Annotated in this window: 24 protein-coding genes and 1 other RNA gene; 15 read left to right on the top strand and 10 right to left on the bottom strand. The window is 67.2% G+C overall.

What is annotated here, in order from left to right:
* The first annotated feature begins 95 nt into the window (after positions 1-95).
* The 6 genes from rimP to rbfA all read left to right on the top strand — a co-directional run bounded on the left by rimP (position 96) and on the right by rbfA (position 6580).
* Positions 96-668, top strand: a complete 573-nt coding sequence (gene rimP / locus ACI2JO_RS10450) for a ribosome maturation protein RimP (RefSeq protein ID WP_404720635.1) — start codon at positions 96-98, stop codon at positions 666-668.
* The gene (nusA, locus tag ACI2JO_RS10445; RefSeq protein WP_404720634.1) at positions 668-2299 is read left to right on the top strand and encodes a transcription termination factor NusA; all 1632 of its coding nucleotides are present in this window, start codon (positions 668-670) and stop codon (positions 2297-2299) included. The genes rimP and nusA overlap by 1 nt, the downstream gene beginning before the upstream one ends.
* Positions 2299-2529 (top strand): 4-oxalocrotonate tautomerase family protein, encoded by a 231-nt coding sequence (locus ACI2JO_RS10440; RefSeq protein WP_404720633.1) that lies wholly within the window; start codon positions 2299-2301, stop codon positions 2527-2529. Before nusA ends, ACI2JO_RS10440 begins: the two co-directional genes overlap by 1 nt.
* Positions 2510-3244, top strand: a complete 735-nt coding sequence (locus tag ACI2JO_RS10435) for a DUF448 domain-containing protein (RefSeq protein ID WP_404720632.1) — start codon at positions 2510-2512, stop codon at positions 3242-3244. Before ACI2JO_RS10440 ends, ACI2JO_RS10435 begins: the two co-directional genes overlap by 20 nt.
* A complete protein-coding gene (gene infB, locus ACI2JO_RS10430) occupies positions 3245-6070 on the top strand; it encodes a translation initiation factor IF-2 (RefSeq protein WP_404720631.1) in 2826 nt (941 codons plus the stop codon).
* Between the two features lie 126 nt (positions 6071-6196).
* Positions 6197-6580: a 30S ribosome-binding factor RbfA gene (gene rbfA / locus ACI2JO_RS10425; protein ID WP_404720630.1), complete on the top strand. Its 384-nt coding sequence runs from the start codon at positions 6197-6199 to the stop codon at positions 6578-6580.
* 239 nt (positions 6581-6819) lie between these two features.
* Here the strand turns inward: rbfA and ACI2JO_RS10420 are convergent, their stop codons facing one another.
* Entirely contained in the window at positions 6820-7272 is a 453-nt protein-coding gene (locus ACI2JO_RS10420; protein ID WP_404720629.1) for a hypothetical protein, read from the bottom strand.
* A gap of 28 nt (positions 7273-7300) precedes the next feature.
* On the opposite strand from ACI2JO_RS10420, the gene ACI2JO_RS10415 reads away from it, so the two are divergent.
* The 6 genes from ACI2JO_RS10415 (at position 7301) to pnp (ending at position 12739) form a co-directional block, all read left to right on the top strand.
* On the top strand, positions 7301-7885 hold the full coding sequence (locus ACI2JO_RS10415) for a thymidine kinase (RefSeq protein ID WP_404720863.1): 585 nt from the start codon (positions 7301-7303) through the stop codon (positions 7883-7885).
* Positions 7886-7935: 50 nt separating this feature from the next.
* The gene (locus tag ACI2JO_RS10410; protein WP_404720628.1) at positions 7936-8253 is read left to right on the top strand and encodes a hypothetical protein; all 318 of its coding nucleotides are present in this window, start codon (positions 7936-7938) and stop codon (positions 8251-8253) included.
* A 48-nt stretch (positions 8254-8301) separates the two neighbouring features.
* On the top strand, positions 8302-8994 hold the full coding sequence (locus ACI2JO_RS10405; RefSeq protein ID WP_404720627.1) for a site-2 protease family protein: 693 nt from the start codon (positions 8302-8304) through the stop codon (positions 8992-8994).
* Positions 8991-9902: a tRNA pseudouridine(55) synthase TruB gene (truB, locus tag ACI2JO_RS10400; RefSeq protein ID WP_404720626.1), complete on the top strand. Its 912-nt coding sequence runs from the start codon at positions 8991-8993 to the stop codon at positions 9900-9902. Before ACI2JO_RS10405 ends, truB begins: the two co-directional genes overlap by 4 nt.
* An 8-nt stretch (positions 9903-9910) precedes the next feature.
* A complete protein-coding gene (gene rpsO / locus ACI2JO_RS10395) occupies positions 9911-10180 on the top strand; it encodes a 30S ribosomal protein S15 (RefSeq protein ID WP_028966110.1) in 270 nt (89 codons plus the stop codon).
* A gap of 201 nt (positions 10181-10381) precedes the next feature.
* Complete coding sequence (gene pnp / locus ACI2JO_RS10390; RefSeq protein ID WP_404720625.1) at positions 10382-12739, top strand: polyribonucleotide nucleotidyltransferase; 2358 nt, start codon at positions 10382-10384, stop codon at positions 12737-12739.
* Between the two features lie 294 nt (positions 12740-13033).
* On the opposite strand, the gene ACI2JO_RS10385 is transcribed toward pnp, so the two are convergent.
* Both ACI2JO_RS10385 and ACI2JO_RS10380 read right to left on the bottom strand, forming a co-directional pair.
* Positions 13034-14974: a sialate O-acetylesterase gene (locus ACI2JO_RS10385; protein ID WP_404720624.1), complete on the bottom strand. Its 1941-nt coding sequence runs from the start codon at positions 14972-14974 to the stop codon at positions 13034-13036.
* 60 nt (positions 14975-15034) lie between these two features.
* On the bottom strand, positions 15035-15805 hold the full coding sequence (locus ACI2JO_RS10380) for a class II aldolase/adducin family protein (RefSeq protein WP_404720623.1): 771 nt from the start codon (positions 15803-15805) through the stop codon (positions 15035-15037).
* A gap of 154 nt (positions 15806-15959) precedes the next feature.
* Between ACI2JO_RS10380 and paoA the strand changes: the two genes are divergently transcribed.
* From paoA to paoC, 3 genes are read left to right on the top strand one after another with little or no spacing between them, the layout of a single operon-like run.
* Positions 15960-16598 carry an aldehyde dehydrogenase iron-sulfur subunit PaoA gene (paoA, locus tag ACI2JO_RS10375; protein WP_404720622.1) on the top strand — a complete coding sequence of 213 codons (639 nt, stop codon included), beginning with the start codon at positions 15960-15962 and terminating at the stop codon, positions 16596-16598.
* Positions 16595-17548 carry an FAD binding domain-containing protein gene (locus ACI2JO_RS10370; protein ID WP_404720621.1) on the top strand — a complete coding sequence of 318 codons (954 nt, stop codon included), beginning with the start codon at positions 16595-16597 and terminating at the stop codon, positions 17546-17548. Before paoA ends, ACI2JO_RS10370 begins: the two co-directional genes overlap by 4 nt.
* Positions 17545-19740: an aldehyde oxidoreductase molybdenum-binding subunit PaoC gene (paoC, locus tag ACI2JO_RS10365; RefSeq protein WP_404720620.1), complete on the top strand. Its 2196-nt coding sequence runs from the start codon at positions 17545-17547 to the stop codon at positions 19738-19740. Before ACI2JO_RS10370 ends, paoC begins: the two co-directional genes overlap by 4 nt.
* Before the next feature lie 239 nt (positions 19741-19979).
* Here the strand turns inward: paoC and ACI2JO_RS10360 are convergent, their stop codons facing one another.
* The 7 genes from ACI2JO_RS10360 to ACI2JO_RS10330 form a co-directional block, all read right to left on the bottom strand.
* The gene (locus ACI2JO_RS10360; protein WP_404720862.1) at positions 19980-20276 is read right to left on the bottom strand and encodes a (2Fe-2S) ferredoxin domain-containing protein; all 297 of its coding nucleotides are present in this window, start codon (positions 20274-20276) and stop codon (positions 19980-19982) included.
* Positions 20273-20821 carry a DnaJ domain-containing protein gene (locus ACI2JO_RS10355; RefSeq protein WP_404720619.1) on the bottom strand — a complete coding sequence of 183 codons (549 nt, stop codon included), beginning with the start codon at positions 20819-20821 and terminating at the stop codon, positions 20273-20275. The genes ACI2JO_RS10360 and ACI2JO_RS10355 overlap by 4 nt, the downstream gene beginning before the upstream one ends.
* Positions 20822-20875: 54 nt before the next feature.
* Positions 20876-21269: RNase P RNA component class A (gene rnpB / locus ACI2JO_RS10350), an RNA gene on the bottom strand.
* A 126-nt stretch (positions 21270-21395) separates the two neighbouring features.
* Positions 21396-22085 carry an N-acetylmuramoyl-L-alanine amidase gene (locus ACI2JO_RS10345; protein ID WP_404720618.1) on the bottom strand — a complete coding sequence of 230 codons (690 nt, stop codon included), beginning with the start codon at positions 22083-22085 and terminating at the stop codon, positions 21396-21398.
* Between the two features lie 82 nt (positions 22086-22167).
* Positions 22168-22992 carry a CheR family methyltransferase gene (locus ACI2JO_RS10340; RefSeq protein WP_404720617.1) on the bottom strand — a complete coding sequence of 275 codons (825 nt, stop codon included), beginning with the start codon at positions 22990-22992 and terminating at the stop codon, positions 22168-22170.
* Complete coding sequence (locus ACI2JO_RS10335) at positions 22992-24050, bottom strand: chemotaxis protein CheB (RefSeq protein WP_404720616.1); 1059 nt, start codon at positions 24048-24050, stop codon at positions 22992-22994. Before ACI2JO_RS10335 ends, ACI2JO_RS10340 begins: the two co-directional genes overlap by 1 nt.
* 28 nt (positions 24051-24078) lie before the next feature.
* Entirely contained in the window at positions 24079-24444 is a 366-nt protein-coding gene (locus tag ACI2JO_RS10330) for a response regulator (protein WP_184039445.1), read from the bottom strand.
* Between the last annotated feature and the right edge of the window lie 33 nt (positions 24445-24477).

Genomic DNA, 24477 nt, shown 5'->3' with positions numbered 1-24477 from the left:
GCTATAGGAACCGTGCTTTCTCTTACATCGTCAGGTGATAAGGGGCTGCGGGGCTTGCTCCGCGGCGGCAAGAAACGCATGTGCGGTAGGTGCTTTTGAACGACATCACTCCCCTCGTCCGGTTGATCGAGCCAGAGGCCGACGCGCTCGGCTTCGCGCTGGTACGCGTCCGCCTGTTCGGCAAGGACGATGAGCGCACGCTGCAGATCATGGCCGAGCGGCCCGACACGCGGCAGCTGAACATCGACGATTGCGCCGAACTGTCGCGCCGCATCTCGGACAAGCTCGACGCGCTGGAGGAAGCCGGCGAGGATCCGATCGAGGGCGCATACCGGCTGGAAGTGTCGTCGCCCGGCATCGACCGCCCGCTGACCCGCCAGCAGGACTTCATCGACTGGGCCGGGCATGAGGCGCGCATCGTATTGACCGAGGCGGTCGACGGGCAGAAGCAGTTCAAGGGCGACCTCGAAGGCATCGACGCCGACGGCATGATCGCGATCCGCCATCCGCGGACCGGCGTGCTGGAGCAGGTGCCGTTCGCGCTGATCGCCGATGCCAAGCTGGTGCTGACCGATCGTTTGATCGAGGCCACCGTCCCGCTCTCGATGGAGGGCGCGGAAGAAGAGATTCAGATAACGTCCACGGACGAAGAAGAGGAAACCCACTGATGGCCACCGGCGTCACCGCCAATCGTGCGGAGCTGATCGCGATCGCCAATTCGGTCGCTTCGGAGAAGATGATCGACAAGGCGATCGTCATCGAGGCGATGGAGGACGCGATCCAGCGCGCCGCGCGCACGCGCTACGGCCAGGAAATGGACATCCGCGCCAAGCTGGACCCGAACAACGGCGACCTGCGCCTGTGGCGCGTCGTCGAGGTGGTCGAGCTGGTCGACGACATCTACAAGCAGGTCGACGTCAACGGCGCGCAGAAGCTGCAGCCGGGCGCGAGCGTCGGTGACTATCTGGTCGATCCGCTCCCGCCGATCGAATTCGGGCGCATCCAGGCGCAGGCAGCCAAGCAGACGATCTTCCAGAAGGTTCGCGACGCCGAGCGCGAGCGCCAGTATGAAGAGTTCAAGGAACGCGCCGGCGAGATCATCACCGGCGTCGTCAAGCGCGTCGAGTTCGGCCACATCGTCGTCGATCTCGGCCGCGCCGAGGGCGTGATCCGCCGCGACGCACAGATCCCGCGCGAGGTAGTGCGCGTCAACGATCGCATCCGCTCGCTGATTCTCAAGGTGGTGCGCGAGAACCGCGGCCCGCAGATCTTCCTCAGCCGCGCACATCCCGACTTCATGAAGAAGCTGTTCGCGCAGGAAGTGCCGGAGATCTACGACGGCATCATCGAGATCAAGGCCGCGGCGCGCGATCCGGGCAGCCGCGCCAAGATCGGCGTCATCTCGCATGACTCGAGCATCGACCCGGTCGGCGCGTGCGTCGGCATGAAGGGCAGCCGCGTGCAGGCGGTCGTGCAGGAGATGCAGGGCGAGAAGATCGACATCATCCCCTGGTCGCCCGACACTGCGACCTTCGTCGTCAACGCGTTGCAGCCGGCGAACGTCGCGCGCGTGGTGATCGACGAGGAAGAGGACCGCATCGAGGTGGTCGTTCCCGACGATCAGCTGAGCCTCGCGATCGGTCGTCGTGGCCAGAACGTGCGTCTCGCCAGCCAGTTGACCGCCAAGGCGATCGACATCCTGACCGAGACCGACGCCAGCGAAAAGCGTCAGCAGGAGTTCGTCAAGAATTCGGAGACCTTCCAGAACGAGCTGGATGTCGACGAGACGCTGGCGCAGTTGCTGGTCGCCGAGGGCTTCGGCGCGCTGGAAGAGGTCGCTTACGTCGAGCTGGACGAGCTGGCCGGGATCGAGGGCTTTGACGAGGATCTCGCGCAGGAGCTGCAGAGCCGTGCGCAGGAAGCGCTCGATCGTCGCGAGCAGGCCAATCGCGAGGAGCGGCAGGCGCTGGGCGTCGAGGATGCGCTGGCCGAGCTGCCGTATCTGACCGAGGCGATGCTCGTGACGCTCGGCAAGGCAGGGATCAAGACGCTCGACGATCTCGCCGATCTGGCGACCGACGAGCTGGTCGAGAAGAAGCGCGCCGAGCCGCGCCGCCGCAACGACGATGCGCCGCGTCGCACCGATCGCCCGGAGAACAAGGGCGGCGTGCTGGGCGAGTATGGCCTCAGCGACGAGCAGGGCAATGAGATCATCATGGCCGCGCGCGCGCACTGGTTCGACGACGAGCCGGTCGCCGAGCAACCCGCCGAGCCTGCATCGGAGGATCAGGACGCCTGATGCCGTTCGTATCGATCCGACTGGCGGGCGCGGCGACGCGCGAGCAGAAAGCGGCGATCGTGGCGGACGTCACGACGTCGCTGGTCACGCGGCTGGGCAAGAACCCGGCCGCGGTGCAGATCGTGATCGAGGAAGTGTCGACCGAGAATTACGGTGCGGGCGGCCAGTTGCTGGCCGACCGCGATGCGCCTGTTGTCAAGGGAGACGCACATGCGGACCCCCGACAATGAGACGCTAGACGGCACCCCCGAACGCTCGTGCATTCTCACCCGCGAGCGCGCGTCGCCTGCGGCGCTGATCCGGCTCGCGCTCGCCCCTGACGGGCGGGTGCTGCCGGATGTGCGCGCCAAGGCGCCCGGGCGCGGGGCGTGGATCGGGGTGGATCGCGTCGAACTCGAACAGGCGATCGCAAAGGGGAAATTACGCGGTGCGCTGGCACGTGCGTTCAAGACCGGCGAGTTCACGATCCCCGACGATCTGCCGGCGCTGATCGCAGCCGCGCTGGAGCGCAACGCCCTCGATCGGCTCGGACTGGAGTCACGCGGCGGCACGGTGCTGACCGGCGCGGAGCGGATCGAAACCGCCGCGCGCTCGGGCAAGCTCCACGCACTCTATCATGCCGCCGACGCGGCCGAGGATGGCTGCCGCAAGCTGGCACAGGCGTGGCGCGTCGGGTCCGATCGCGAAGGTTCCGACGTCAGGGGCTTGGCACTGCCGGTCGCGCGCCCCATATTGTCGTTGGCGCTGGGCCGCGAAAATGTGGTACACATCGGCGTCATCGACCGCGCTGCGGCCAAACGACTCAGCGAAGCGCTCGATCGTTGGCTGCACTTTATCGGCCCTGATCTGAATACAGCACCTTGCGCTACGGCCGCGCAAGGCGCATCGGCGCCCGGCATTGCCGAGGCGACCACTACCGGCCGTGAGACTGCACGAGGAATTTGAGTGAGCGAGACCGACAACGACAAGCCGAAACTCGGAATGCGCCAGCCGCTGGGGCTCAAGCGCACGGTCGAGACCGGCAAGGTGAAGCAGAGCTTCAGCCACGGCCGTAGCAATACGGTGGTGGTCGAGGTGAAGCGTCGCCGCGTGCTCGGTCCGCAAGGCGGTGCGCCTGAAGCGGCGACCCCGGCGCCCGAGCCGACGCCGGCGCCCGCCGCACCGGTCGCCCCCGCGCGTCCCGCGCCACGCCCGCCGGTCTCGAACGAGACTCCGCAGGAGCGCCAGGCGCGTCTGCTGCGCGAGGCCGAGGACCAGCGGATGCACACGCTGGAGGAAACCCGCCGCCGCGAGGACGCCGAGCGTCAGCGCGCCGCCGAGGAAGAGCGTCGTCGTGCCGAAGAGCGCGCGCGTGCCGAAACCGAAGCCGCTGCGAAGGCTGCGGAGCCGGCTCCCGCGCCTGAGCCGGCTGCACCGGAGCCGGTCGCTGCACAGCCCGCGCCCGCGGCTGCGCCGACACCAGCCCCCGCGCCGACACCGGCCCCCGCGCCGGTAGAGGCCGCTGCACCGACCCCGGCTCCTGCGCCCGCACCGACCCCGGCGCCGGCGGCAGCGACGCCCGCGGCACCGGTTGCCGCGGCTCCGACGCCCGCTCCCGCGCCGCGCCCTGCTTCGACGCCGGCCCCAGCGCCGACGTTGGCGCTGGGTCGTGACCCGTCGCTGCCCGCCCCGCGTCGCTTCTCGCCGGTCGCGCGTCCCGAAATCCCCAAGCCGCAGCCCAAGCCCGCGCCGGCTCCGACGCCCACGCCGACCCCGGCAGCGTCGACCGCCTCTGGCGGTGGCAGCAGCAACGCCCCGCGCAGCCTGCCCAGCGGTCAGGCCACCCCGCGCAACAACAGCCCGGCGCGTCCGCAGCAGCGTGATCGCAAGGGTGACGAGCGTCGTGGCGGCAAGCTGACCGTCACGCGCGCGCTCAACGAGGACGGTGCACGCGCGCGCAGTCTCGCGGCGCTGAAGCGTGCGCGCGAGAAGGAGAAGCGTGGTTTCGGCGGCCCGCGCGAGCCGCAGGCCAAGCAGGTCCGCGACGTGCAGGTGCCGGAAGCGATTACCGTCCAGGAACTCGCGAACCGCATGGCGGAGCGTGGTGCGGATCTGGTCAAGACGTTGTTCAAGATGGGCATGCCCGTCACGATGACGCAGACGATCGATCAGGACACCGCCGAACTGTTGGTGACCGAATTCGGCCACAACATCGTCCGCGTGTCGGATTCCGACATCGATCTCGCGATGGACACCACCGAGGATGCGGCGGAAACGCTGCAGACGCGTCCGCCGGTCGTGACGATCATGGGCCATGTCGATCACGGCAAGACCTCGCTGCTCGACGCGTTGCGCGGCACCGACGTGGTGCGCGGCGAGGCCGGTGGCATCACCCAGCATATCGGCGCCTATCAGGTGACGCTGAAGGACAAGTCGAAGGTCACCTTCCTCGACACGCCGGGCCACGAGGCGTTCACCGCGATGCGCGCGCGCGGTGCCGACGTCACTGACATCGTGGTGCTGGTGGTCGCCGCCGACGACGGGCTGATGCCGCAGACGATCGAGGCGATCAATCACACCAAGGCATCGGGCAAGCCGATGATCGTGGCGATCAACAAGATCGACAAGCACGAGGCGAACGCACAGCGCGTTCGCGAGCGTCTGCTCGAGCACAACATCCAGGTCGAAATGATGGGCGGCGAGACGCAGGACGTCGAAGTGTCCGCGCTCAAGAAGATCGGGCTCGACGAGCTGATCGAGAAGATCCAGCTCCAGGCCGAATTGCTCGACCTGAAGGCGAACCCGGATCGTGCGGCCGAGGGCAGCGTGATCGAGGCGAAGCTCGACAAGGGCCGCGGTCCGGTCGCGACCGTGCTGGTCACGCGCGGCACGCTGAAGGTCGGCGACGTGTTCGTGGTCGGTGCGGAGAGCGGCAAGGTCCGTGCGCTGGTCGACGACAAGGGGCGTCAGCTCAAGTCGGCGGGTCCGTCGATGCCGGTCGAGGTGCTGGGTCTGTCGGGCACGCCATCGGCGGGCGATCAGTTGCAGGTGGTCGAGAACGAGCAGCGGGCACGCGAAGTCGCCGAATATCGTCAGAGCGTGGTGCTTCAGAAGCGCACGACCACGGCGCCGACCAGCCTCGAGAACATGTTCTCGGCGCTGCGTGCGAACGCCGCGATCGAATATCCGCTGGTCGTGAAGGCGGATACGCAGGGTACGGTCGAGGCGATCGTCGCGTCGATCAACAAGATTTCGACCGACCTGATCCGTGCGCGCGTGCTGCACGCCGGCGTCGGCGGGATCACCGAGAGCGACGTGACGCTGGCGGGCGCCAGCGGCGCGCCGATCATCGGCTTCCACGTCCGCGCCAACGCCAAGGCGCGCGAGATCGCCGAGCGGCAGAAGGTGGCGTTGAAATACTATGACGTCATCTACGACCTGATCGACGAGATCCGGGCGGGCATGGCGGGCGAGCTCGGGCCGGAAGCGTTCGAAACCGTCGTCGGTCGTGCGGAAATCCGCGAGGTCTTCTCGGCGGGCAAGCATGGTCGCGCGGCCGGTCTGCTCGTCACCGAGGGTGTCATCCGCAAGGCGCTCAAGGCGCGCATCACGCGCAACGACGTCATCATCTACAATGGTGAGATCGCGTCGCTGCGCCGCTTCAAGGACGACGTGCCGGAAGTGCGCGCCGGTCTGGAATGCGGCGTCACGTTCACGCAGAACTTTGTCGACATCAAGGCGGGGGATTACCTCGAAACCTTCGAGGTCGAACTGCGCGAGCGCACGCTGTAAGCGACTGTAAATAGCCCTCTCCCCGCTGGGGAGAGGCTTGGGTGAGGGGCCGCTACGGACGCTGGTCTTGGTGAGACCCCTCTCCTCACCCCGCCCCTCTCCGCAGAGGGGAGAGGGAGATCATGAATGACCGACAAGCCAGAAAAATCTGTCCGCACGCTACGCGTCGGCGAGCAGGTCCGTCACATCCTGTCCGAAGTCCTCCAGCGCGGCGACGTGCATGACGAGACGCTCGCCAGCCATATGGTGAGCATCACCGAGGTGCGCATGTCGCCCGACCTGCGCCACGCGACAGTGTTCGTGAAGCCGCTGCTCGGCAAGGACGAAGAAGCGGTGCTCAAGGCGCTGCGCACCAACACCGCCTATCTGCAACGCGAAGTCGCGACGCGGGTGAAAATGAAATATGCCGCGCGGCTGAAGTTTCTGGCCGACGACAGCTTCGACGAGGGCAGCCATATTGACGCGCTGCTGCGCAAGCCCGAGGTGGCGCGCGATCTGGGCGACGACTGATGTCTCCGTTAGCATCGCTACTTCGGCAGCGCTCACGTTCTGAATCGAGCCGTGGTGCGATGAACTCACAGCGCCGCGGTAGTTGGCGTCTGGTTCTGGCGACGGGCAACCTGCCGATGGCGTTGCCGTTCTGGAGATCGTGAACGATCGCCGTGTCAGATGGGCAACAGCACCCGGCACGCTGATCTTCGCGATCGAGGGCTTGGTGCAGGATACCGGCGGCCGCACGATCGACTTGATCAAAGCTGTTCGAGGTGCCGGTCAGGACTTTCGTAAACATCGCCTTTCGTAACCAGCTTGACGCGCGCGTCGCGTGTGCCCCGCATCTTCCGACGGCCAAGTGCCTGACGCGAATAGGCCGACGGATCAAAGCCCTTATCTGACCGTAGTTTTTCTTCGACGGCAAAGGGTCTACCGGCACCGACGGTGCTATTTCGGCGGACCAGTCGGGCAATGGCGTCAACAGCCGGGTGAGCGCTCGCGACCCATGAAGGCGCATCGCTCCAGAAATCCGACGCGCACACGTCGGCACCGCCGGGACCGTCGTCCAAGACCCATGCCACATGCGTCGTATCGTTTAAGGGTCGGTCCGCCTGTGCGATAACCAGCCACGCTCCGCCCGAACATGCGCCCTGATAACGATCCTGCACCACAATGATCGGGCAGAGACCGGGCGGCACGGTGCTGGACATGATTGTCGTCATCCGGTCTGACGGGTGCATGGCCAAGCTCTATTTCTACTACGCCAGCATGAACGCCGGCAAGTCGACCAACCTGCTGCAAGCCGACTTCAACTATCGCGAGCGCGGGATGGCGACGATGCTGTTTACCGCGGCGGTCGATGATCGCTTTGCCGCGGGGACAATCTCCTCGCGGATCGGGCTGTCCGCCCCTGCGACGATGTTCGACCCGACCACCGACATCGCCGCCGGCGTGCTGCGACGCCACGCCGACACGCCGCTCGCCTGCGTGCTGGTCGACGAGGCGCAGTTCCTCACCGCCACGCAGGTCGACCAGCTTGCCGCGTTGGCGGATCGCGCGGGCATACCGGTGCTCGCCTACGGGCTGCGCACCGATTTCCGCGGCGCGCTGTTCGAGGGCTCGGCGCGGCTGCTGGCGCTGGCGGACTCTTTGGTCGAGATCAAATCTGTATGCGCCTGCGGGCGTAAGGCGACGATGAACCTGCGCGTCGATGCCGACGGCCGTCCGGTCGCAGAGGGGCGGCAGACCGAGATCGGCGGTAATGATCGCTATGTTGCGCTGTGCCGGCGGCATTTCGGCGAGGCATTGCATGATCATGGCTAACGGCGGCTCCTGAGCTATTCATGTCCGTGCATACGTGCCAAACGAAGATCATGACCGCCTCGACCTTCAGCCTTGCTGGCTACGCCTTCGATGCCGACAAGGGATGCTTCACGTGCATCCATGTCATTGAGGGCACCCCCGTTCTCCTGTTTCTTCATGAGGCCAGCGGCGACCTGCAATTCATGTGCGGCGCTCATGATCATGACTTCACTGCCGATTGTCGCTTCGTACACGCCGCACACGTGGTGGCCCGCCATCCGGATTTGTCGTCGCTTCCGATCGTCGATTTGGGACACGTCGCGGAAAGGGCGGACACGCGATCGCCTTGGCTAGTCCTGCCACTACCAGACGATCAGTTGATCGACTGACCACCTCGCGCCTAGCCATGCCCCCTGCCCCGCCCTATCTGCGCGGGCATGAACCCCAATGGCATCATATGGTCAGCGGCGATCTGGATCATTCCGCTCGTCATCGCGATCGTCTTCCATGAGGTCGCGCACGGCTTGGCCGCGCGCGCGCTCGGCGATCCGACCGCGCAGGAGCAGCGTCGGCTGTCGCTTAATCCGCTGCGCCACGTCGATCCGGTCGGCACCGTCATCCTGCCGCTGATGCTCGCGATCGCCAAGGCACCGGTGTTCGGCTGGGCGAAGCCGGTACCGGTCGACTCGCGCCGCCTCCCCAACCCGCGCCGCGACATGATGCTGGTCGCGCTCGCCGGGCCGGGATCAAACCTCGTGCTGGCGCTGGTCGGCGCGGTGCTGCTGGGGCTGTTCACGCGCGACATCTATGGCGTCGCGCCGGGCAGCCTCACCGCGTTCGTCGCCGCCAACCTGCTCAACTTCGTCCTCATCAACGTCTTTCTTGCGATCTTCAACCTAATCCCGCTGCCGCCGTTCGACGGGGGGCATGTCGTCGCCGGTCTGTTGCCCGAGCGGATGGCGCAGCGCTGGGACCGGCTCGCGCGGTTCGGCTTTCCGCTGCTGATCGTGTTGCTGCTGGTTCTGCCGTCGCTGGTGCCGGGCGCGAACATCGTCCAGCGACTCGTCCAGCCACCCGCGCAGGCGCTCGCCGAATGGTATCTCGCGCTGGCGGGAGCGATTGGCGCGTGACGCTCCACGGATGGCTGATCCTCGACAAGCCGCTCGGGCTCGGCTCGACGCAGGGCGTGTCGGCGGCGAAGCGCGCACTGCGCACCGGCGGCTATGGCAAGGCCAAGGTCGGGCATGGCGGAACGCTCGATCCGCTGGCGACAGGCGTGCTGCCGATCGCGATCGGCGAGGCGACCAAGCTGGCCGGGCGGATGCTCGACAGCGACAAGGTCTATGATTTCACGATCCGCTTCGGCGAGCAGACCGACACGCTCGACGGCGAGGGTAAGGTGATCGCGACCAGTGACACGCGCCCGACCGCGGAGGCACTTAAGGCGACCCTGCCGCGCTTCACCGGACCGATCGCGCAGGTGCCGCCGGCCTATTCGGCGCTTAAGGTCGACGGGCAGCGCGCCTATGATCTCGCGCGTGCTGGCGAGGACGTGGTGCTGGCGACGCGCGAGGTGACGATCCACGCGCTGACGGTCGCGACCGCACTCGACGACCGACCGCTGGAGCAGGCGACGCTCACCGCACACGTCTCCAAGGGTACGTACATCCGCAGCCTCGCGCGCGATATTGCGCTGGCGCTCGGCACGGTCGGCCATGTCACTTATCTGCGCCGGACGAAGGCCGGGCCGTTCTCCCTCGATCAGGCGATTACGCTGGACAAACTGGATGAAATCGCTAAGGCGCGCAGCCTTGAACACTTTCTCCTGCCATTGAGCGCAGGGCTGGACGACATCCCGGCTCTCGCACTCACGCCCGACCAGGCAGGGGCGCTCCGTCAGGGGCGTGTGCTGGCCGGGATCGCCGCCGACGACGGTCAGGCCTTTGCCATGCTGGGTGAGTCACCTGTCGCATTGGTAGAGGTGGAGCAAGGCTCCGTTCGCGTCGTCCGTGGCTTCAACTTGTCAAAGATGTCGTAGGAACACATATGTCGATTACCGCAGAACGCCGTCAGGAAGTCATCAAGGACAACGCCCGCGCCGAAGGCGACACCGGTTCGCCCGAGGTCCAGGTCGCGATCCTGACGGAGCGGATCAAGAACCTGACCGAGCACTTCAAGGGCCACGCCAAGGACAACCACTCCCGCCGCGGTCTGCTGATGATGGTCAACAAGCGTCGTTCGCTGCTCGACTATCTCCGCAAGAAGGATGGTGACCGGTATTTGGCGCTCATCGCCAAGCTCGGCCTCCGCAAGTAACATCAAGGGGCGGCCCGCAAGGTCGCCCCTTTTGTCATCCCGGTGTAAGCCGGGTCCAGCATGTAAGAGCGCCAGACGGCGCTTTCCCGGCCCGCTGGAGCCGGGACGGAAGAGGCGGCAATACGGCCATATCTTCCCGGGCCACTATCGGCCCGCACGCAGGCCCCCCGCGCATCGGGTGCGGGGAGTGAAGGAAATCAGATGTTCGATACCAAGAAGGTGGAAATCCAGTGGGGCGGCAAGACGCTGACCCTGGAGACGGGCAAGGTCGCCCGCCAGGCCGACGGCGCGGTGATCGCGACGCTCGGCGAAACGGTGGTGCTGTGCGCCGTGACCGCCGCCAAGACCGTGAAGGAAGGGCAGGATTTCTTCCCGCTCACCGTTCACTATCAGGAGAAGTTCTCCGCCAGCGGCCGCATCCCCGGCGGCTTCTTCAAGCGTGAGCGTGGCGCGACCGAGCGTGAGACGTTGGTCAGCCGCCTGATCGATCGCCCGATCCGCCCGTTGTTCCCGGAAGGCTTCTACAACGAGATCAACTGCATCGCGCAGGTGATGTCGTATGACGGCGAGAACGAGCCCGATCTGCTGGCAATGATCGCGGCCTCGGCGGCGATGACGCTGTCGGGCGTCCCGTTCATGGGTCCGATCGGCGCGGCGCGCGTCGGCTATCAGGACGGCGAGTATATCCTCAACCCGTCCGACGCGCAGGTCGTCGAGGGCGAGCTGGACCTGATGGTCGCCGCCACGCATGACGCGGTGATGATGGTCGAGTCGGAGGCCAAGGAGCTGTCCGAGGACGTGATGCTCGGCGCGGTGATGTTCGCGCACAAGGCGTCGCAGGACATCATCAACGCGATCATCGATCTGGCCGAGCAGGCGGCGAAGGAGCCGTGGGAGCTGAAGGTTCAGGCCGACAGCGCAGCCGTCAAGACCAAGCTGAAGAAGCTGATCGGCAAGGATCTGGAGGCGGCCTACAAGCTGACCGACAAGCAGGCGCGCCAGACCGCGATCAACGCCGCGCGCACCAAGGCGCGTGACGGCATGGCCGACCTGAAGGACAGCGATCCGCAGGCGTATCTCGCCAGCCTGAAGCTGGTGAAGAAGCTGGAGGCGGATATCGTCCGCACCGCGATCCTGAAGACCGGCCGCCGTATCGACGGACGCGACACCAAGACGGTGCGTCCGATCGAAGCGGAAGTCCACTTCCTGCCGCGTGCGCACGGCTCGGCGCTGTTCACGCGTGGCGAGACGCAGACGATCGCGACCACGACGCTGGGCACCCGCGATGCGGAGCAGATGATCGACGGTCTGAACGGCCTGTCGTATCAGCATTTCATGCTGCACTATAACTTCCCGCCCTATTCGGTCGGTGAAGTGGGCCGCTTCGGCGCGCCGGGTCGTCGCGAAGTCGGCCATGGCAAGCTGGCGTGGCGCGCGCTGCATCCGGTGCTGCCGACCAAGGAAGAGTTTCCGTACACGATCCGTGTCACCAGCGACATCACCGAGTCGAACGGCTCGTCGTCGATGGCGACGGTCTGCGGTGGCTCGCTGTCGATGATGGACGCGGGCGTGCCGCTGAAGCGCCCGGTGTCGGGGATCGCGATGGGTCTGATCCTCGAGGGCAAGGACTTTGCGGTCCTGTCGGACATCCTCGGCGACGAGGATCACCTCGGCGACATGGACTTCAAGGTGGCCGGCACCAGCGAGGGTATCACCGCGCTGCAGATGGACATCAAGATCTCCGGCATCACCGAAGAGATCATGAAGGTCGCGCTGGCGCAGGCGCATGAGGGCCGCGCGCACATCCTGGCCGAAATGGCCAAGGCGCTCGACTCGACGCGTACCGAGCTGTCGGCGCACGCGCCGCGCATCGAGACGTTCACGATCGACAAGTCGAAGATCCGCGAAGTGATCGGCACCGGCGGCAAGGTGATCCGCGAGATCGTCGCCACCACCGGCGCGAAGGTCGACATCGATGACGAGGGCGTCATCAAGGTGTCGTCGTCGGATCACGCGCAGATCGACGCCGCGATCAAGTGGATCAAGGGGCTGGTCGAAGAGGCCGAGGTCGGCAAGATCTACGACGGCAAGGTCGTCAACATCGTCGATTTCGGCGCGTTCGTGAACTTCATGGGTGGCAAGGACGGTCTCGTCCACGTCAGCGAAATGAAGAACGAGCGTGTCGAGAAGCCGGGCGACGTCGTGACCGAGGGTCAGGCCGTGAAGGTCAAGGTCCTCGAGATCGATCCGCGCGGCAAGGTTCGCCTGTCGATGCGCGTCGTCGATCAGGAAACCGGCGCCGAGCTGGAAGACACCCGCCCCGCACGCGAGCCGCGTGAGCGCAGCGACCGCGGCGGCGACCGTGGCCCGCGCCGTGACGGCGGCAGCCGCGATGGCGGTGGCCGTGGCGGCGATCGCGGCGGTGACCGTGGTGGTGATCGCGGCGGCCCGCGTCGCGAAGGTCGTGGCCCGCGCCGCGAGCGCGGCGAAGGTGGTGGCAAGGAAGAGGGCGATGCGCCCGCTTTCGCGCCGGCCTTCCTGACCAACGATCGCGACTAATCGCTTCGCTTTGCGTGCAGCAAGCGGATGGCCCCGGCAGCAATGCCGGGGCCATTTTCGTTTGGGGTAGTCCCGTGACCTCACGTTCAAAGCGTCACCCCGGCGAAGGCCGGGGTCCAGTCGGGAAGGCCGTGGTGGTCGAACGGTTCGCATCGCCACCAGCCGCTCGCAACTGGAGCCCGGCCTTCGCCGGGGTGACAGCAGTAGGGAGCGTCATCACGGGTGCAGCGAAACAATCTAGGGCCGGATCAGGCCGCTCTGGATTGCCGCGCTACGCTCGCAATGACGGCGCGCTTACTCCACCCCACGCTCGAACGGCGCCGCCGGCAGGTCCGCGCCGTCGAACAGGTTCGTGAACGGCGCATCGCTCCACGCGTAGCGAACCTTCGTCACGCCCGCGGCATTCGCGCCCGCGAGCACCACCGTATCGCCCCGCGCCTCGGCCGGCACGAAGCGGCACGTCTCTCCCGCGCAGGCCTCGAACCCGATCGCCTGCCCTGCGCTATACGTGTGCAGCCCGTCGGTGACATTGCGATAGCGCACGACCAGATCACTGCCACTACGCGACACGCCCGCGACCTCCGGCCCGCTGCGCAGCCCCGGCTGGCCATAAGCGACCACCCGCGCGAGCCGTGCCAGCCGCTCGCCGACCACCGTCTTCTGCGTCGGATGGATGTCGAACCGGTCGCCGACGTCCAGCGTCACCGCCAGCCCGGCGTTGGCGTCCTGCGCAACCGCCTGCGCCTGCGCTTCGCGCAGCTCCGCCCAGCCCGACTGCACCGGCGCGGCGGACGGCTTGCCGTAGGAGGTGAGCTGGACGACGAAGAACGGCAAGGCCGGCGCGGCGAAGGTCCGCCGCCAGTCCGCCATCAGCAACGTCATCAGCTCGCGATAGGTCGATGCCTCGCCGGCGTTCGACTCGCCCTGATACCAGGCGGCGAGCTTCAGCCCATAGCCGGCGAGCGGCGCGATCATGCCGTTGTGCAGCGTCGCGAGGCTGTTGGGCACGTCCCACGGCGCGGGCGCGATCTTCTCGCCGGTCAGCGCGCGGCCCTGCAAATAGCGCCACGGCCCGGCGAACGGCACCAGCGTCCCGTCGGCCAGTTCCAGCCCGCGCGGCGCGGCACCGGTCAGCCCGCCGCCGTTCGCGCCACCGAGCACGCGCATCGCGACGACGTTGCGACCGACCTTCCACGTCCCCTTGGGCGCGTCGTAATGCCGCCACGCCCAATTGACGCTGCCGCCGCCGACATAGCGGCCGTTGACCCAGGTTTCTTCGTACTGATCGATCGGCCCGAGCTGCAGCGTCTTTGCGGCCGCGACCTGCTCGGCGGTGAGGTCGATCGTGCCGCGCAGCCACACCACTCCCTCGAACGCAGCGAGCGCGGGCACGCCCGCTTCCTTCCAGGCCGAGGTCGGGATCGTCGCCCACTTGCTGTCGTCGAAGTCGGGCCGCCGGAAGGCCGCCTGACGCGCGGCGGCCGGGTCATGCGCCTTCCACCATGCCTCGCGCCGCGCGCCGTCCTGCGCCAGCGCCTTGCCCGGATCCCGGCCGTAGAGATCGACCGCCGCGATCCCGTCCTTAAGTCGCGGAATCGTCGCCAGCGACATGGGGCTGATCCAGCTCTCGATCCGCGTCCCGCCCCATTCGGAATTGATGAAGCCGATCGGGACCTTCTCGCTCTGCCGCAGCGAGCGGGCCATGTAGTAACAGACCGCCGAGGCGTCGCCGACCGTGTCCGGCCCGACGCGCTGCCATTTGGCGGGCGCCTCCAGATCGGCGAGCGGCTCCGCGCGACTGGTGTCGGGGATCGTGGCATAACGCAGGTCGGGGTCGGCCGGGGTCTGCAATGCGCCCCAGGCATTGGTCGATTGCTTGACCATGAACTCCATGTTCGATTGGCCGCCGCACAGGAAGACGTCGCCGACCATGATGTCGTTCAGCGTCTGCCCGCCGTCGACCGTGAGCATATAGGGCCCGCCAGCGGCCTGCGCCGGCAGCGTCGCACGCCAGCGCCCCTGCGCGTCGGCGGTGGCAGAGGCGCTCTGCTGGCCGAGCCGCACCGTCACCGCCGCGTTCGGCGCGCCCTGACCCCACACGGCGATCGGCCGGTCGCGCTGGAGCACGGCATGATCCGCGAAGATGTGCGCGAAGCGCGGCGTCGCCACCTGTGCCCCCGCGGGCGCGGCCAGCGCCATTGCCGATCCCGCCACCAACATGCGCCACATCGCCATCATCCCCTCCATCGCTTTGTTAGCGCTCACGTATCGCACGCGGCGGGGGCTCGCCAAGCGTCAATCGCGATAGGAGCGATCGATCCGGTCGAGCTTGCGCAACAAGGCCGGCCACGCCAGCCCGCGCGCCAGCATCCCGACACCGGCGGGCGGCGATTGCCGCGCGACCTTGTCCCCAACACCCTGCGGCGGCGTATGCAGGCCATCGGCACCGGCGGCGAGCATCAACACCTGCGCCTCGCACGCGCGTTCGAGGAAATAGAGTCGCAGGAAGCACGATGCGACCGAGTCCCCCACCGTCAACGTGCCGTGGTTGCGCAAAATCATCGCGTGGCGCGAACCGAGATCGGCGACCAGCCGCTCGCGCTCCTCAAGGTCGGTCGCGATCCCCTCATATTCATGATAGGCGACGTCGTGCGACGCGATCATCGCGGTCTGGGTATGCGGCAACAGCCCGCACGCCATTGCCGACACCGCCTGCCCGTGCGGCGTGTGGAGATGCATCACCGCCTGCGCATCGTCGCGCGCCATGTGGATCGCCGAGTGGATCGTAAACCCGGCCGGATTGACCGGATGCGCGCTCGCGCCGACCGGCTGCCCGTCTACGTCAATCTTGACCAGCGAGGAGGCGGTGATCTCCTCGAACATCATGTCATAGGGGTTGATGAGGAAATGATGCTCCGGCCCTGGTACCCGCGCCGACAGATGCGTGAAGATCAGATCGTCCCAGCCATAGAGCGCCACCAGCCGGTAGGCGGCGGCCAGATCGACCCGCGCCTCCCACTCGCCCGGAGCCATCAACGTCGAATCCACCGTCGCGAGCGATGCCATCAGCCTGTCCTCTCCAGCTTTTGACAGCGATGTTAATACAGGCGCTGGACGTCCGCCAGCGGGCTCGCATCTCCTGGGCTTGAGGATATAACGGAGATCATACGCGTTTCATCGAGCGGAGCGGCGTCCTGTCCGCTTCGACAGCAGGACCGACATGACCGATACCAACGGATTTTGCCCCACCCGCCGCGGGGCACTCGTCAGCGGCGCCGCCGCTGCTTCCACCGTCGCGCTGCCGCTTGATGCGCAGCCGCTGCCCGCCGAGACGCCCGCCGCCACCGTTCCGGTGTCGTTCACCGTCAACGGCAAGAAGCGCGCGCTCGACCTCGACCCGCGCGTCACGCTGCTCGACGCGTTGCGTGAGCATCTGCAGCTGACCGGCAGCAAAAAAGGCTGCGACCATGGCCAGTGCGGTGCGTGCACGGTGATGGTCGAGGGCAAACGAATCAACTCGTGCCTGACGCTCGCGGTGATGCACGATGACGACAGCATCACGACCATCGAAGGGCTCGGCAGGCCGGGCGACCTGCACCCGATGCAGGCCGCGTTCGTCAAGCACGACGGCTATCAATGCGGCTATTGCACCCCCGGCCAGATTATGGCGGCGGTGGCGATGTTGCAGGAGGTGAAGGACGGCGTGCCGAGCTACGTTTCGCCCGACCTCACCGCCGCCGGTCGCATCGACGCGCAGGAAGTCCGTGAGCGGATGAGCGGCAACATCTGCCGCTGCGCCGCTTATTCAAATATCGTTGCCGCGATCGCCGATGTCGCGGGTGCGGAGGACGTCGCATGAAGCCCTTCACCTACGAGCGCGCCACCTCCCCCGCCGCTGCCGCCGCCGCGGTCGCCGCGAAGCCGGGCGCGAAGTTCGTCGCCGGCGGCACCAATCTGCTCGACCTGATGAAGCTGCAGATCGAGGCGCCGACGCATCTGGTCGACATCAACCGGCTCGGGCTCGACACGATCGAGGCGACACCGGATGGCGGCTTACGCGTCGGGGCTCTGGTCCGCAACACCGCGCTCGCCGCCGACCAGCGCGTCCGCCGCGACTACGGCGTGCTCAGCCGCGCGTTGCTATCGGGTGCGTCGGGACAGTTGCGGAACAAGGCGACGACCGCGGGCAACCTGCTCCAGCGGACGCGCTGCCCGTACTTCTATGACACCAATCAGGCGTGCAACAAGCGCAAGCCCGGCTCGGGCTGCGCGGCGCTGGGCGGCTACAGCCGCGCGCTGGCGGTGATCGGCACCAGCAAGGATTGCATCGCGACCCATCCCAGCGACATGGCGGTAGCAATGCGCGCGCTCGACGCGACCGTAGAAACGGTCGACGGCGGCGGACGCACTCGCGTGATCCCGATCGCCGACTTCCACCGCCTGCCCGGCAGTACGCCGTGGATCGAGACCGCGCTCTCGCCCGGAGAGATGATCACCGCCGTCACGCTCCCACCGCCGGTGCGCGGCACGCATATCTATCGCAAGGTCCGCGACCGCGCCTCTTACGCCTTTGCGACGGTTTCGGTCGCGGCGATCCTGCCCGAAAGCGGCACGCCCCGCTTCGCCTTCGGTGGCGTCGCGCACAAGCCGTGGCGGGTTGCCGCCGCCGAGGCGCGGCTGGACGGTGGCGCGAAGGCGATCGCCGCCGCCGCGCTCGCCGGTGCGACGCCGACATCGCAGAACGCCTATAAAATCCCGCTGGTCGAGCGCACGCTGGCCGCGGTGCTCGCCGAAGGACGCGCAGCATGAAGTTCGACACCCCCGCCGGCCGCAACCCGATTGACCAGCAGAAGGTCATCGGCAAGCCCACCGACCGTATCGACGGCCCGCTCAAGGTCACCGGCACTGCACCTTATGCCTTCGAGCGCAACGACGTCGCCCCGAACCACGCCTACGGCGTGATCGTCGGCGCAGCCGTCGCCAAGGGGCGCATCACGCGGATCGACATTGCCGATGCGCAGCGCGCACCCGGTGTGGTGTCGGTCGTCACCTACGAGAACGCCGGCAAGCTCGGCAAGGCCAAGGCACATACCGCGACGATGCTCGCCGGTCCGGAGGTCGAGCATTACGATCAGGCGATTGCGATCGTCGTCGCCGAGACGTTCGAGCAGGCACGCGACGCCGCCAAACGCGTGCGCGTCGACTATGCGCGCGCCAGGGGCAAATATGAGCTGAAAGCGGCCAAGGACGGCGCGCCGATCGCCAAGGGCGACAAGATGAAAACCGTGCGCGGCGACTTCGCCGGCGCGTTCGCCAGCGCCCCGGTCAAGCTCGACGCCACCTACACCACGCCCGACCAGAGCCACATGATGATGGAGCCGCACGCGACGATCGCGGCGTGGAACGGCGATGAACTGACCTTGTGGACCAGCAACCAGATGATCGCCTGGGCGGTGCGCGACATGAGCGAGACGCTGCTGATCCCCAAGGAAAAGATCCGTGTCCTCTCGCCCTATGTCGGCGGCGGTTTCGGGGGCAAATTGTGGGTGCGGTCCGATGCGGTGATGGCCGCGCTCGCGGCGAAGGCGGCGGGGCGCCCGGTCAAGGTCGCGCTCGCGCGGCAGCAGCTGATGAACAACACCACGCACCGCCCCGCGACGATCCAGCGCATCCGGATCGGCGCGAACAAGGCGGGCAAGATCACCGCGATCGCGCATCAGACGTGGTCGGGCGATCTACCCGGCGGTGGCCCGGAGACGGCCGCCAATCAGACGCAATTGCTCTACGCCGGCGACAACCGGCTGACCGAGACGCATCTTGCGGTGCTCGACCTGCCCGAGGCCAACGCGATGCGCGCGCCCGGCGAAGCGCCCGGCCTGATGGCGCTTGAGGTCGCGATGGACGAAATGGCGGAGAAGCTGGGGATGGACCCGGTGCGCTTCCGCATCGTCAACGACACGATGGTCGATCCCGAGCAGCCGGAGCGGGAGTTCTCCGACCGCAACCTCGTCCGCTGTCTCGAAGAGGGTGCGGCAAAGTTCGGCTGGAACCGCCGCAACCCGAAACCGGCGCAGGTGCGCGACGGCGACTGGCTGGTCGGCATGGGCATGGCCGCGGCGTTCCGCAACAACATGAACATGAAGTCGGGCGCGCGCGTCGGGATCGACCGCAAGGGCATGGTGACGGTCGCGACCGACATGACCGACATCGGCACCGGCAGCTACACGATCATCGCGCAGACCGCCGCCGAGATGCTCGGGGTGCCGCTCGACAAGGTCATCGTGTTGCTCGGCGACAGCCGCTTCCCGGTCTCGTCCGGCTCGGGCGGGCAATGGGGCGGCAACAGCTCGACCGCGGGCGTCTATGCCGCCTGCGTCGACCTTCGCCGCCGCATCGCGCAGAAGCTGGGCTTCAATTCCGACGACGTCACCTTCGCCGACGGTAAGGTGTCGAGCGGCAACCGCGCGGTCGATCTTGCGAAGGCGGCAGGCGACGAGGGGATCAGCGGCGAGGACTCGATGGAGTACGGCACGCTGGAGAAGGATTACGCGCAAGCGACCTTCGGCGCGCATTTCGTCGAGGCGGCGGTCAACGTCTTTACTGGCGAAATCCGCGTGCGGCGGATGTCGGGCGTCTATGATGCCGGGCGCATCCTCAACCCGACGTCGGCGCGCAGCCAGGTGATCGGCGGGATGACGATGGGGATCGGCGCGGCGCTGATGGAAGATGCGGTGGTCGACGCGCGGTTCGGCTATTTCGTGAACCACGATCTCGCCGAATATCACGTCCCCGTGCATCTCGACGTGCCGCATCAGGAGGTTGTGTTCCTCGACACGCTCGACGACAAGACCTCGCCGATGAAGGCCAAGGGCGTCGGCGAACTCGGGCTGTGTGGCGCGGCGGCGGCGGTGGCGAACGCCGTCTACAACGCCTGCGGCGTCCGCATCCGGGACTATCCGTTGACGCTCGACAAGGTGCTGGAGGGATTACCGATGGCGTGAAGGAGGGCGGCTCCCGCTGCTCCCGCCACGTCATTCCCGCGCAGGCGGGAAACCAGACGCGCAGGCATGTCAATAGAGGCGCAACGTCAGAGGTTCTGGATTCCCGCCTGCGCGGAAATGACGGGGTTATGGACGGTCACCCCCTCCCGTTCGTGCTGAGCCTGTCGAAGCACGGGCTGCAAGCACAGCGCTTTTATCACACGCTTCGACAGGCTCAGCGCGAACGGGAGTTAACGTCCCTAATCCTTCAACAACTCACCCAGCGCCTCGACATTCGCCCCCGCCGGTACGATCCGCCAGCACCCCGGCGCGCGGCTGTCGACGATCGTCACCGCGCCCTTCGGACAGATGCCGAGGCATTTCACCTCGACCACCCCGACCGCTGCCTTGCGTCCCTTGCCGAACCCCGGCTCGCCGCGCAGCGCCTTGGCGAGCGACGTTCTGCCCTTTGCGCCGAACCCGCCGTCCAGCTTTTTCGAGCACTTCCCGCACACCAGCACCGCACCCGTCCAGCCGGCGCGCACCTGATCCTTCATGACTCGGCGCGCGGCTTCCACGTCCGCGCCTCCTCGGCGACGCGCAGCACGTCATAGGCGGCCTGGATCGCCTGAAAGCGCGTCGCGGCGTCCTTGTCGCCAGGCCGCACGTCGGGGTGGTTCGACTTCGCCAGCCGCCGCCACGCCAGCCGCACATCGTCGAACGACGCATCCACCTCCAGCTCCAGCACCTCCAGCGCGCGCATTTCGTCGCGCGAGCGCGTGCCGTCGCCCGATCCGGCCCATGCCTGATGCTTCGACTGCGAGAAGCCGCCCGCGTCGCGCCGCTCGTTCGCCTCGCGCTGCGCGGCCTCCTCGGCGGACAGGCCCTCGAAATAATTCCAGCCGCGGTTGTACTCGGCGGCATGGGCCTGACAGAAATACCAGCGCTCGGGGCTGTTGGGCGACTTGGGCGCAGGGCACGTTCCCGGCTCGGTGCAGCCGTGACGGTCGCACAGCCGCACGGTCGTCGCCTCGCGATTGGCGCCATAGCCGCGCCAGCGGGGAAAGCCCCAGTCGTTCGATCGGGTGGGAATACGTGCCATTCGTGCGGCACATAAGGACGCGTCGCGCCCGCGCCAACCGATCGTGGCCGCGAATTTGCCAGAGGGCCTGTAAGCCGGGTTCTGTCCACCCCGCGAACGGGGATAGGCGACCATTCCTCTCGGCGCGCCGTTGCCGACGCGCTCCAGCAACCAACCCGGGCAGCGGGTGGGAACACACCCCGACGACGCAAGCGCCGCCATGCTGCCCCTATTCGGTCTTGCTCCCGGTGGGGTTTACCGTGCCACGACCGTTACCGGCCGCGCGGTGCGCTCTTACCGCACCCTTTCACCATGACCGGGCCGAGGCCCAGGCCGTCTGCTCTCTGTTGCACTGTCCCTGACTGCGGGCCGAAGCCCGAGCCGGCGGGCGTTACCCGCCACCGTTGTTCCGTGGAGCCCGGACTTTCCTCGGCACGCTTGCGCGCGACGCGGCCGCCCGGCCCTCTGGCGGGGCCCTCTTAGAGAACGCGGACGCGATAGCAAAGCGGATCGTCATTTCGGGCGTAGCGAAGCAATCCAGGGCCGCGCGCGGAACACTGGATTGCTTCGCTACGCTCGCAATGACGAACGGGGGTCAATCATCCCCCTGCGGCCTGGGCAACAGCAAAGCGAGCAGGATCATCCGGCATTCCGCATCCATCTCGCCGTCGATCAGCTCGGGCCGGAAGCGCCGCTGGAATGCCATGATCGCCGCCATCCGGTCGTTCACGTCATAGCCGAACCGCTCCAGCGCGAGGCAGAACGCCGCCTCGCCCCACATCGGATCGACGAGATTCTTGGTCGGCCGCGGCAGCGCCAGCCGTAGCCGCGCGAGCCGATGCCACGGGAACAGCTCGCCCGGATCGCGCTTGCGCAGCGGCGCGACGTCGGAATGACCGACGATATTGCCGCGCGTGATCTCGTACATGTCCTTCAGACGCGCGACGAGCCGGATCACTGCCTCGACCTGCGGTTCCGGGAAGGCGCGATAGCCATGGTCGTGGCCGGGGTTGACGATCTCGATCCCGATCGACGCCGAGTTGACGTCGGTCACGCCGCGCCAATGCGCCGCTCCCGCGTGCCACGCGCGCTTGTCGTCGGCGACCAGCCGGGTGATCGTGCCATCCTCGTCGACGAAATAGTGGCAGGACACCTCGGCGGCCGGATCACGGAGCCGGTCGAGCGCCTCCTGCGCGGTCTTCATCCCGGTATAATGCAGCACGATCATCGAGATCGGCAGCAACCGCTCGTTGAAACTGGGTGACGGCAGCTCGCGGCACCTCATGCGCCCGATCCGCCCGTCCGACGCTCCCCGCCTGCCACCATCGACCTCGCCACCGTTACCCGATGCACCGTCGTTCGCGAAATCAGTGCCCGGTGTAAACCCGGTTGCTGTCGGCCGGGTCGGGAACGCGTTCGTAGAGGCCCCGCGCGCGCGCGCTGGGACGGAGCCGTTCCGATTGCCCGATCACGGTTTCGCCCGCGCCCAGCAGCAGGAACCCGTCCGGTCTGAGCGCCCCGGCCAGCCGCGCCAGCACCTCCTCACGCTGGTGTGGCGCGAAGTAGAACAGCAGGTTGCGACACAGGATCAGGTCGAACTCGCCGATCGGCGGGACGTCGACGATCAGATTGTGCCGGCGATAATGGATCGCCCCCAACAACGTGGCCGAGGCGCGCCAATTGTTGTCGGCGGCCGACTCGAACCATTTCATCATCCGCCTGATCGGCAGTCCACGCTGGATCTCGAATTGCGAATAATGGCCCTCGCGCGCGCGCGCGATCGCGGCGGCGGAAACGTCGGTGGCGACGATCTCCGGCATCGCCCCGCCCGCTTCGGCGAACAACATCGCCAGCGACAGCGGCTCCTGTCCGGTCGCGCAGGCCGCGCACCAGACCCGCATTGGCGCGCGTCCGGCAACAGCCTCCACCGCCCCCTCGATCACGCCGCCATCGCGGAAGAACGACGTTTCCTGATTGAGCAACGCGTCGACGATCTTATCGGCCAGTTGCTTGTCCTTGCCCTCGATCAACCGCGCCGCGAGCTGGTCGACGCGGTCCAGCGCGTACGACTGGAGCAACGGGCCCAGCGACGCCTCGAACCGCCAGCTCCGGCCAACGGCGATACGCTGCCCGGTACGCGCCTCCAGCAGCGCCGCGAACACGCGCGCCGAACCGGAATCGATTTCCGCCATCACGCGCGCCCGCCCGCGCGCCGCGCTGCGATCATCGCGCCGATCTCATGCGGCGCGAGCACCGCATCCGCCAGACCAGCCTCGGCAACGGCACCCGGCATGCCCCAGACGACCGAAGAGTCGCGGTCCTGCACGACGATCGTCCCACCGGCCGCGCGCACCGCCCGCGCTCCCTGAAGGCCGTCGCGCCCCATGCCCGTCAGCACGATCGCCAGCAGCCGCGTGCCATAGGTCTGCGCGAGACTGGTGAACATCGGGTCGACCGACGGCAGATTGCCGGTCGGGCTTGGCGCCTGCGACAATCGCGTAGCGATCTGCCCGTCGGCTTGCGTTGCGGCGAGCAGATGCGCATCGCCGGGCGCGATCAGCACCTCACCCTCCAGCACCCGCCGCCGCTCGTGAGCGATCGTCGACGGGCGTCGTGCGACGGCCCCGATCTGCGCCGCGAAATAGGGCGAGAAGGCGGTTGGCAGATGCTGTGTGACGAAGATCGGCTGGGTCATCGCGGCGGGCACCTGCTCCAGCAATGAAGCAAGCGCGTGAATGCCGCCGGTCGAGGCGCCGATCGCGATCGCATCGAACGGGGGCGGCGTCATGATCGTTGCGCGGCGCGGCAGCGGCCGGTTCACGCCATGGGTGGCGAGCAGATCGAGTCGTGCCAGCAGTGTCTCGCCAAACCGACCGGCGAATGCGCCGATGCTCGGCTTCACCAGCGTATCCGCCGCGCCAAGCGCCAGCGCCCGCATCGTCACCGCGGCGCCCTCCGCGGCCGAACTGGAGACGACCAGCACCCGCGCACCCGCACCGGCCTTCAGCAGCTCCGGCAGCGCATCGATCCCGCTTTGATGCGGCATCACCAGATCGAGCAGGATGAAATCGACTGACTCCTTCCGCAGGAAAGCCAGTGCGCGCTGCGCATCCGGCAGCGCACCCGCCAGCTCGAACCGGCCGCTGCCAGTAATAAAGCGCGACAGGGCCGCGCGGGCTACCGCCGAGTCGTCGACGATCAGGACGCGCGGTTGCCGGTCGGCAGCAGCCGGCCCGGGAAACGGGATCATGGCAGGTTCCGACACGTCGCGATCAGTATCAGGCGACGCCGACGATCTGGAGCTTGCTGTGCAGCGTCTCCCGGTCGAACGGTTTCATGACATATTCGTCGGCGCCCGCCTCGATCGCGGCACGGATATGCGCCATGCCGTTCTCGGTGGTGCAGAACACCACCTTGGGCCGACGCGGCATCGGCTCCTCGCCCAGCGCGCGCAGGAACTCCATCCCGCTCATCACCGGCATGTTCCAGTCGAGCAGGATCACGTCCGGGCACGTTTGCCGGCAATGGGTCAGCGCCTCGCGACCATCACCCGCTTCCGACACCGAAAAGTCCAGCGCCTCCAGGATGTGGCGCGCCACCTTGCGGATCACCTTGGAGTCATCGACGATCAGGCAGGTCTTCATGCTACTTCCGGTTTTTTTCTGATGATGCCGCAT

The sequence above is a fragment of the Sphingomonas sp. NPDC079357 genome, from assembly GCF_044901155.1.
GTDB lineage: Bacteria > Pseudomonadota > Alphaproteobacteria > Sphingomonadales > Sphingomonadaceae > Sphingomonas.
The sequence above is the reverse complement of the archived record's forward strand: the minus strand, read 5'-3'. Positions and strand labels throughout refer to the sequence as shown.

Excerpts from the sequence above, each read along its gene's own strand:
- nusA (WP_404720634.1), top strand. The coding sequence starts at position 668 with ATGGCCACCGGCGTCACCGCCAATCGTGCGGAGCTGATCGCGATCGCC.
- ACI2JO_RS10440 (WP_404720633.1), top strand. The coding sequence starts at position 2,299 with ATGCCGTTCGTATCGATCCGACTGGCGGGCGCGGCGACGCGCGAGCAG.
- ACI2JO_RS10435 (WP_404720632.1), top strand. The coding sequence starts at position 2,510 with ATGCGGACCCCCGACAATGAGACGCTAGACGGCACCCCCGAACGCTCG.
- rbfA (WP_404720630.1), top strand. The coding sequence starts at position 6,197 with ATGACCGACAAGCCAGAAAAATCTGTCCGCACGCTACGCGTCGGCGAG.
- ACI2JO_RS10420 (WP_404720629.1), bottom strand. The coding sequence starts at position 7,272 with ATGTCCAGCACCGTGCCGCCCGGTCTCTGCCCGATCATTGTGGTGCAG.
- ACI2JO_RS10415 (WP_404720863.1), top strand. The coding sequence starts at position 7,301 with ATGGCCAAGCTCTATTTCTACTACGCCAGCATGAACGCCGGCAAGTCG.
- ACI2JO_RS10410 (WP_404720628.1), top strand. The coding sequence starts at position 7,936 with ATGACCGCCTCGACCTTCAGCCTTGCTGGCTACGCCTTCGATGCCGAC.
- ACI2JO_RS10405 (WP_404720627.1), top strand. The coding sequence starts at position 8,302 with ATGAACCCCAATGGCATCATATGGTCAGCGGCGATCTGGATCATTCCG.
- rpsO (WP_028966110.1), top strand. The coding sequence starts at position 9,911 with ATGTCGATTACCGCAGAACGCCGTCAGGAAGTCATCAAGGACAACGCC.
- pnp (WP_404720625.1), top strand. The coding sequence starts at position 10,382 with ATGTTCGATACCAAGAAGGTGGAAATCCAGTGGGGCGGCAAGACGCTG.
- ACI2JO_RS10385 (WP_404720624.1), bottom strand. The coding sequence starts at position 14,974 with ATGGCGATGTGGCGCATGTTGGTGGCGGGATCGGCAATGGCGCTGGCC.
- ACI2JO_RS10380 (WP_404720623.1), bottom strand. The coding sequence starts at position 15,805 with ATGGCATCGCTCGCGACGGTGGATTCGACGTTGATGGCTCCGGGCGAG.
- paoA (WP_404720622.1), top strand. The coding sequence starts at position 15,960 with ATGACCGATACCAACGGATTTTGCCCCACCCGCCGCGGGGCACTCGTC.
- ACI2JO_RS10370 (WP_404720621.1), top strand. The coding sequence starts at position 16,595 with ATGAAGCCCTTCACCTACGAGCGCGCCACCTCCCCCGCCGCTGCCGCC.
- paoC (WP_404720620.1), top strand. The coding sequence starts at position 17,545 with ATGAAGTTCGACACCCCCGCCGGCCGCAACCCGATTGACCAGCAGAAG.
- ACI2JO_RS10360 (WP_404720862.1), bottom strand. The coding sequence starts at position 20,276 with ATGAAGGATCAGGTGCGCGCCGGCTGGACGGGTGCGGTGCTGGTGTGC.
- ACI2JO_RS10355 (WP_404720619.1), bottom strand. The coding sequence starts at position 20,821 with ATGGCACGTATTCCCACCCGATCGAACGACTGGGGCTTTCCCCGCTGG.
- ACI2JO_RS10345 (WP_404720618.1), bottom strand. The coding sequence starts at position 22,085 with ATGAGGTGCCGCGAGCTGCCGTCACCCAGTTTCAACGAGCGGTTGCTG.
- ACI2JO_RS10340 (WP_404720617.1), bottom strand. The coding sequence starts at position 22,992 with ATGGCGGAAATCGATTCCGGTTCGGCGCGCGTGTTCGCGGCGCTGCTG.
- ACI2JO_RS10335 (WP_404720616.1), bottom strand. The coding sequence starts at position 24,050 with ATGATCCCGTTTCCCGGGCCGGCTGCTGCCGACCGGCAACCGCGCGTC.
- ACI2JO_RS10330 (WP_184039445.1), bottom strand. The coding sequence starts at position 24,444 with ATGAAGACCTGCCTGATCGTCGATGACTCCAAGGTGATCCGCAAGGTG.